3 protein-coding genes and 5 pseudogenes are annotated in these 7,875 nt (G+C 60.1%); all 8 read right to left on the bottom strand.

Annotation, left to right across the window (positions count from 1 at the left end):
* Positions 1 to 276: pseudogene (locus D6B98_RS39095) on the bottom strand (Fe-S cluster assembly protein SufB); the annotation flags it as partial.
* A gap of 194 nt (positions 277 to 470) precedes the next feature.
* Positions 471 to 665 (bottom strand): 4Fe-4S binding protein, encoded by a 195-nt coding sequence (locus tag D6B98_RS39090; RefSeq protein WP_035730311.1) that lies wholly within the window; start codon positions 663 to 665, stop codon positions 471 to 473.
* Between the two features lie 744 nt (positions 666 to 1,409).
* Complete coding sequence (gene ald, locus D6B98_RS39085; protein ID WP_126262191.1) at positions 1,410 to 2,522, bottom strand: alanine dehydrogenase; 1,113 nt, start codon at positions 2,520 to 2,522, stop codon at positions 1,410 to 1,412.
* A gap of 393 nt (positions 2,523 to 2,915) precedes the next feature.
* Positions 2,916 to 3,951, bottom strand: a pseudogene (gene hypE / locus D6B98_RS39080) (hydrogenase expression/formation protein HypE); the annotation flags it as partial.
* A gap of 4 nt (positions 3,952 to 3,955) precedes the next feature.
* Positions 3,956 to 5,094, bottom strand: a pseudogene (gene hypD, locus D6B98_RS39075) (hydrogenase formation protein HypD).
* A complete protein-coding gene (locus D6B98_RS39070; protein WP_126262190.1) occupies positions 5,091 to 5,324 on the bottom strand; it encodes a HypC/HybG/HupF family hydrogenase formation chaperone in 234 nt (77 codons plus the stop codon). The pseudogene hypD and the gene D6B98_RS39070 overlap by 4 nt, the downstream one beginning before the upstream one ends.
* A 2-nt stretch (positions 5,325 to 5,326) precedes the next feature.
* Positions 5,327 to 7,583: pseudogene (gene hypF, locus D6B98_RS39065) on the bottom strand (carbamoyltransferase HypF).
* Positions 7,583 to 7,875, bottom strand: a pseudogene (locus D6B98_RS39060) (hypothetical protein); the annotation flags it as partial. The pseudogenes hypF and D6B98_RS39060, both read right to left, overlap by 1 nt.

Here is a 7,875-nt window from a genome sequence, read left to right as displayed (position 1 = left end):
CGGCGCCGAATAGTAATAGAGGTCCTGGAAGTCGATCTTGGGATAGTCGACGCGCGCCCAGGTCGGCTCCTGCATGGCCAGCCAGCGCCGATAGGCCTCGAGCCGCCACTGGAGCATCCAGGCGGGCTCGTTCTTCTTCTCAGAGATAAACTTGACGGTCTCTTCCGACAGCCCCTTGGGGGCCTTGTCGGACTCGATCAGGGTCTCAAACCCATATCGATACTGGTCGACGTCGATGCGCCGGACGCGCTCGACTGTCTCTTGTAAAGCTACCATTGCCCGCTCCACTGGGGCAACGACAACTCCCGCCGGCGGGGACTCCGCCGCAATCGATCCAAGCGGATCGCGCAAGTCGCCGGCAACTCGGGGCCAGCGAGTGAGAGAAACAGAAGACGAATCCGACGGACGGCCGCTGTCGATAGCGTCTTCATCATGTTTCGCGCAGGAGCTCCCCTCATCGACTACTCCATCTATGCCGGCACACAGGTATCTGGCACCGGGCAAACGACGGCGCATTGCGGCGCGTCAAAGTGCCCCTCACATTGGGTACACTGGGTCGGATTGATCACGTATATATCGTTCTTCAGGCTGATCGCGGCATTGGGACATTCGAACTCACATGCACCGCACACAGTGCACTGGGATGCGATTATCTTGTAGGCCATCACTGCGATTCCATGAGCGAAAATTGCGGACAGTTTCTTGCTTTCAAGTCTTGTGCCAAACAGTTTAACTCGATTTTGTTTGAGCTATTTTTGATAACGCAAGTCGCCGCCTCGACACGGTGTCGCAAATCCTACAACGCGCATGACAGTAGCTTGAGCTCGATGCCGTGGTTTGCGCATGGTCCATCTCACGGCAGTCAGCGATCAGGTGAGCCGCGTTCGCCAAACTCAGGGAACGATCTGCGATCCTTGCTAAGGCCGCCGCGCCGCGGCGATGATGGATGCGCCGCGCGACTTCAAAAAGTTCTCCGCCGGTGTGTCGGGTCGACCCCGAGCCGCCTCTTGATGGTTCCACTCACCGGTACAGCGGCGGCGCCGGCGACAGCACCACGGTAAATAACCCGCGCAGTCATCACCGGCCCGGTTGGCGTCTCCATAGCCAGTCAGATTGGCGGCGATCAAGCCAGACAAAGTCGCTCGGGTGATCGCGGGGCCCACGGACGCATTTTCAATTGGCTCGGATTACCTGGCAAAACCGGCATTCATATGCGCTGTATGGGCGAAAGTACATCGTCTCGCATCGTGCGGGGACTAAAGCGAGGCGCTCGTCTGGCGATCCTTCGCTTCGCTCCACGTTCGAAATGCATGCCGGCGCCGGTCAGCAGATCGATGGAGCCAAAAAAAAGCCACCCCGGAGGAGGGTGGCCTAAGTCAGGGAGGAAATGCCCATAAGGGCCTCTGGGATCAGGCCGCAGCCTGTTCGATCGGTGAGAAGGGCAGCCCGAGGCTTTCGGCCGCCGCTTCGTAAGTTAGCCGGCCCCGATGGACGTTGAGGCCTGCGCGCAAATGCGGATTTTCGAGCACGGCGGTAAAGCCCTTGTTGGCCAGAGCCAAACCAAACGGCAGCGTCGCGTTATTCAGTGCCTGGCTCGAGGTCAGCGGCACGGCCCCGGGCATATTGGCCACGCAATAATGAATGATGCCATCCACTTCGTAAGTAGGATCAGCGTGAGTGGTTGGGTGCGATGTCTCAAAGCAGCCGCCCTGATCGATAGCGACGTCCACGAGCACCGCCCTCTTACGCATCGAGCTCAGCATGCTCCGGCGGACCAGCTTCGGCGCGCTCGCACCTGGAACGAGCACCGCACCAATCACCACATCCGCTGCAAATACCTCTTCCTCCACAGAATCGATAGTCGAAAACCTGGTGCGAGCGCGTCCTTCGAATAGCTCATCCAACTCGCGGAGCCGGACTATCGAACGGTCGATGATGGTCACCTCTGCGCCCAGACCAACCGCCATGCGTGCCGCGTGCGTACCAACGACGCCACCTCCGATCACCACGATTCGAGCAGGCTGAACACCGGGCACTCCACCGATCAACAGCCCTCGTCCGCCTGCACTCCGCTTCAGGGCGCTGCCCGCCGCTTCGATCGCAAGCCTACCCGCGACCTCGCTCATCGGCGCCAGCAACGGAAGACCACCATGCGGATCAGTTACGGTCTCGTAGGCGATCGCAGTGCATCCAGACTTCAGGAGGCCCTTGGCCTGATCCGGGTCGGGGGCCAGATGCAGATAAGTGAACAGGATCTGATTTTCCCGCAGCTGACACCACTCGGAGGGCTGAGGTTCCTTAACCTTTACGATCATCTCGCTCGATGCGAATACCTCAGCTGCGGAAGTTAGAATCGTTCCGCCAACAATGCGATAATCGTCATCGGTTGCACCAATGCCAGCGCCGGCATTGGTCTCGATCATCACGCGGTGGCCCGCTGCCACGTATTCGCGGACAGCTCCCGGGGTAAGGCCCACGCGATATTCGTGCACCTTGATTTCCTTGGGGACTCCGACCTTCATTTGAAAACTCCTGCCTGAAGCGCCTTTCTAATCGGAAGCGAGCGGCGATGTTGCGACGCAGCCGTCAGAATGGCGCAGAAATTCAGCGATATTTGAGAAGGTTCGCAGGATTTCAAACCCACGGGGGCCGAGCGGATCGTGTGACCATGCTCGCTGAGCAACCGTCGAAAAACTGCGCGATGGCCATGAATCGTTTCGAATTGCGTTCTCGGCTCGTGGAAAAACTAACAACCGATATTCAGCACGCCCAAAGAGCAAACTCGCAGTCTGCCGGTGGGCAGATTGCCCATAGAAGGGATGGTTTCCAGAGCTGATGGGTGATGGGTGATGGGTGATGGCTCACGACCATTGATCATAAACTTGGTTTCCAAAAGCTGGACGATGCGCAGCGTGTCAACAGATCCGAGGCAATTGTTCGCCCCACAACCAGTCGACGATTCGTCGACCGCCGAAACCGGTCGCCATCTGCACAAATTTCCGATTGTCAGCCACCGCTTCGCCAATATCAGCTGCATCGGACCCGAGCGGGTGTGCCTTCATGGCTGCAAGCACGGCATCAGCCAAATCAGGTGCGACGATCGCAACGAGCTTGCCTCATTGGCGACATGGATGGGATCCAGTCCAAGGAGTTCGCAGGTAGCCGCAACCGCCGGCTTCACCGGAATGGATGCTTCGTGCAGACGGAACCCGAGCTCGGATTGATGCGCAATCTCGTTGAGGGTCGCGGCAAGCCCACCCCGCGTGGGGTCGCGCATCACCCGGATGCCGCTACTGCCGGCGGCAACCATGACCGCCACGAGGTTATGCAACGCTGCGGAATCCGAGCCGACCTCGGTTTGAAAAGCGAGGTTCTGACGTTTTGACATGATCGCCACCCCATGATCGCCGAGGCTCCCAGACACCAGCACACGGTCCCCCACTCTTGCCTTGTCGGCGGAGAGATCGAGCCCATCGGCCACAATCCCGATCCCGGTTGTAGAGATGAACAGACCATCCGCCTTGCCGCGCTCAACAACTTGGTGTCTCCGGTAATGATGTGAACGCCGGCACTGCGCGCTGCCGAGCCCATCGAATCCGCGATCACCTTCAGATCAGAAAACGGGAAGCCCTCCTCGATGATAAAACTGGTCGACAGATAGAGAGGACGCGCGCCGGACATCGCGACGTCATTGATGGTGCCGTGCGCAGCCAGTGACCCGATATTGCCGCCGGGAAAGAACAGCGGCGAGACCACATAGCCGTCGGTCGTCATCACCATTCTGCCTGCCGCAACGTCAAACGCCGACTGATCATTGTAGCGGGCGAGCCATTCATTACCAAAGGCTTGGTGAAAAAGGCCGGAGATCAGCTGTGCCATGGCACGGCCTCCGGATCCGTGGGAAAGATCAACGCGTCCGTTCTCGAGGTCGAGCTTGCGCTGTAGCCCTTTACACTCATGACGTCCGCCTCAACGGTTCATCGCGAACTCGGCCATAGGTCCAATACGCCGCGCAAGCGCCTTCCGACGATACCATGCAGGACCCTATGGGAGTTTCCGGCGTACAGACGGTTCCAAACAGCTTACAATCGACTGGCCGCTTGGCGCCACGCAGAATCGCGCAGCTCGCAGGCTGGATTGTCTGCGACACGCAAGTCGTGGATCGCAAAACGCGTCTCAGCGTCGAATTGCGCGTAAGCCGGTTTCAGCTTCAGTCCGCTGTTGGGTACGAGTCCGAGCCCACGCCATTCAAACTGCGCACGCAGTTCGAATATCTGCGATACCTCGTCTTTGGCACGCCGATTGCCTTCACGTGTCACCACGCGACTGTACTGGTTCTCCACCTGGTAGCGATCTTCGTTCACCTGTCGCACCAGCATCAGGATAGTCTGCAACACATCGAGCGGCTCAAATCCGCGATCACGATCGGCTTGCCAAATTGTTCTGCCAGGGGCTCGTAAGGCTGCGTACCAATAATGGTGCTGACATGTGCAGGCCCGATGAAGCCGTTAATTGGAACCCCGCCGGTGTCGCGGATTTTGGGGTTCTCGAGAATGCTGTGCATCGCAGAGGGTGTAAGCACGTGGTTGCAGAACACGCTGAGGCCCTTCAGCCGCTTCTTCTCGGCAATTCGGATCATCACCGCCGTCGGCGGAGTCGTAGTCTCAAATCCGATGGCAAAGAAGACCACCTCGCGGCTCGGTGCCTGTTCGGCGAGCCTGATAGCATCGAGCGTCGAGTAGACCATCCGAATGTCGGCGCCGAGCGCTTTAGCTCGCAACAGGGACTGTCCTTGAGACCCAGGCGCGCGCATCAGGTCGCCGTACACGCACAGAGTGACCTCTGGTCGGTCGACAAGCCGGATCGCCATATCGATTCGACTGGCGGGCAGAACGCAGACCGGACAACCCGGGTCCGTGGATCATGCGGAGGTTCGCGGGCAGCAGATCCTCCAGTCCATAACGGGAGATTGCATGAGTGTGCCCGCCGCAGAACTCCATGAACCGATAGGCCCTTTGCGAACTAACCTCGGCGCCAATCGCACGCGCAATTCCTTGAGCGATGGCCTTGTTGCGAAATTCGGGCATATTTCATGATCGGCGCTCCCCTGCGCTGCCTAGCTGCTGCAGCAGCTCCAGCGTGCGCTCGGCTTCCACCGGATCGATCTTGGCCAACGCATAGCCCACATGGACAAGGACGCAATCACCGACCTCGAGCTCGTCGACGAGAGCAATCGATATCTCCAGGCTGATGCCGTCGATGGACACTATGGCCATGTCGTTGGGAAGAATTTTTGCAATCTTTGCCGGAACCGAAAGACACATAGTCAGGCTGATCCTCCCCTGGCGGACGACTGTTGAGCTATCTGCAGAGCGGCAATCCAGGCCTGGCCAAGGCTCAAACCGCCATCATTGGGCGGCACCCGCCGTGGCACGAGCGGGGTAAGGCCGGCAGCGCTGCAACCGCGCGGGATTTCATCCGCCAGCGCCGCGTTCAGGAAGCAGCCACCGCTCAGAACGAAGTGTTAACGCCAGTTGTCCGCGCAGACCGCGCGACCCAGTCAACGCAGGCGGCGGCGAAAGTGCCATGAAACAGGCCGGCTCCGCCCACCGCGTCAATGTCATCTGCAATCAACCGCGCAAACAGCGGGCGAAGCGACAGCACGCCACCATCGATCGTCCAGCCGGCTTCGAGAATCGCAGTCCGCCACACCAGCGCCTCGAGCTTCATCGCCGCTTCGCCCTCATAGCTCTGCAAACTCGCAGTCCCTAGCAGCGCCGCTGCGGCGTCGAACAATCGGCCCGCACTGGTCGTGGTGGCCCCCGCCCGGCTGTTCGAGCAACGCCAACACACATTCAGCCTGCCGTTGTGCCGCAAAGCGCAGCCCGATTTCGTTACCCCGACCGAGTCCGTGTATTACTGCGCTGGGCATCCGCCACGGCTCGCGGGCTGCACGATCTCCACCGGGCATTTGCAGGGGTGCTAAGTGCCCGATGCGTTGGCACCCCGCCCCTTCGCACAACAATAGCTCGCCACCCCAGTTACCGCCCTCGAAGCCAAGGCCATGGCCATCCAGCACCAGGGCAAGCGCAGGTCCCGCATGACCATGCTCGGCGATCACTGCGGCAGCGTGTGCGTGGTGATGCTGGACAGCGACCAGCGCGCGGCCATTGGCTTCCGCAAACCGGGTAGAAGCCATATCAGGATGCAGATCATGGGCCATGGCGACAGGCTCTACATCAAGGCTCGATGTAAGGTGTCGGATCGTCTCCTCGAACGCGCGGATGCCCTCGGCCGTATCCAGATCGCCAATATGCTGGGAGACGAACGCTTGGTTGTCCCGCGTGATGGTGACGGTCGATTTCAGTGCTCCTCCGACGGCGAGCACGGACGGCACCGACTTTCGCAAGCCTGATCTGTTCTGGAACATAGCCACGGGCACGACGAATGAATCGCGGCCGGCCAGCGACCACCGACACCACGGAGTCATCGGCACGCGCCACTATATCGCGATCATGAGTCACGATAAGGTCGGAGATCGCCTTGAGCCGCCGCAGCGCCTGCGCGTTGTCGATCAGGAGCGGTTCGCCGCAAAGGTTCGCACTGGTGGCGACGATGACCGGGCCGGTCCGCACACATGCTCCTGCCGAGCGAAGCGCATGAAAGATGAGGTGATGCAGGGGCGCTACAGGCAGCATGACACCCACGCGTGATAAGCCAGGAGCTATGGCGGGCGCCAAATTGTTGCGCGAAGACAGAAGGACGATGGGACGTGCTACGGATTCGAGCAGCGCAAGCTCGGGCGCGTTCGCCTCCGCGATGTCGCTGACGCGCTCTACGGAATCGACCATAACCGCGAACGGCTTCTGAAGGCGCTGCTTTCTCCTGCGCAAGCGCTGCACGGCATCCTGGTTACGCGCGTCGCAAAGAAGCTGGTATCCTCCGAGCCGCTTGATCGCCACGATTTGTCCCCCCGCGATTGCCGCGGCAATGGCGCTGATCCCATGGCTGAGCCGAGGCCCGCATGTCGGACACGCGATCGCCTCCGCATGGAACCTGCGGCTCGCCGGATCGGCATATTCGGCCGCGCAGGCGGCGCACAGCCTAAAAGCCCGCATCACGGTGTTCCGGCGGTCGTACGGAAGCCGTTCGGCGATGGTGTACCGTGGGCCGCAATGGCAGCAACTGATGAAGGGGTAAAGGTAACGCCGACTTTCTGGATCGAACAGCTCGCTGAGGCATTGCTGGCAGGCAGCAGCATCAACGACGATCTGGGTTGACAATTTGCCGGCTTCGCTCGTGCCGATCGAAAATTCTTTCGCCTCGAGCGCCGCCGTCTCCCGAACGCAGTTGTGGTCGATGCGTGCCAATGGAGGTGCCTCGAGCGGCAACGTTGCTACAAAGTCCGACGCACGGTCGCCCTCGACCTCGATCGTAACGCCCTCGGGGCCATTGATGACAAACCCGGCCAATCCGTAGCGCACGGCGAGTCTATAGACGTAAGGACGAAAGCCGACCCCTTGCACGGCCCCAGTCACGCGCACGCGCAGCCGCGTTCGGTCGGAGGTGGTTGCGGCGCTCATCACCTTATGTCCTCTACGGCGCGCCTTTGATGCCATGCGCGTCTATCGATCCAGGCGTATAGCGCGCCAAGACCCTCGCCCGTACGAGCCGAAACTAAAAGCACCTCGATGTTTGGATTGACTCGTCTAGCGTATTCGATCGTCTTGCCGAAATCGAACTCAAGCAGCGGGGCCAGATCAATCTTGTTGATCACCATGAGCGAAGAAGCGGCAAACATTGAGCTGGCCCCGGTTGTCTGAACAGAATATCCGCGTCGATAAGTGGAGCCTCTGCCGGGGTTAGGCTGCCGTG

The organism is Bradyrhizobium sp. LVM 105 (assembly GCF_003957705.1).
Taxonomy (GTDB): domain Bacteria; phylum Pseudomonadota; class Alphaproteobacteria; order Rhizobiales; family Xanthobacteraceae; genus Bradyrhizobium; species Bradyrhizobium frederickii.
The sequence above is the reverse complement of the archived record's forward strand: the minus strand, read 5'-3'. Positions and strand labels throughout refer to the sequence as shown.

Excerpts from the sequence above, each read along its gene's own strand:
- D6B98_RS39070 (WP_126262190.1), bottom strand. The coding sequence starts at position 5,324 with ATGTGTCTTTCGGTTCCGGCAAAGATTGCAAAAATTCTTCCCAACGAC.
- ald (WP_126262191.1), bottom strand. The coding sequence starts at position 2,522 with ATGAAGGTCGGAGTCCCCAAGGAAATCAAGGTGCACGAATATCGCGTG.
- D6B98_RS39090 (WP_035730311.1), bottom strand. The coding sequence starts at position 665 with ATGGCCTACAAGATAATCGCATCCCAGTGCACTGTGTGCGGTGCATGT.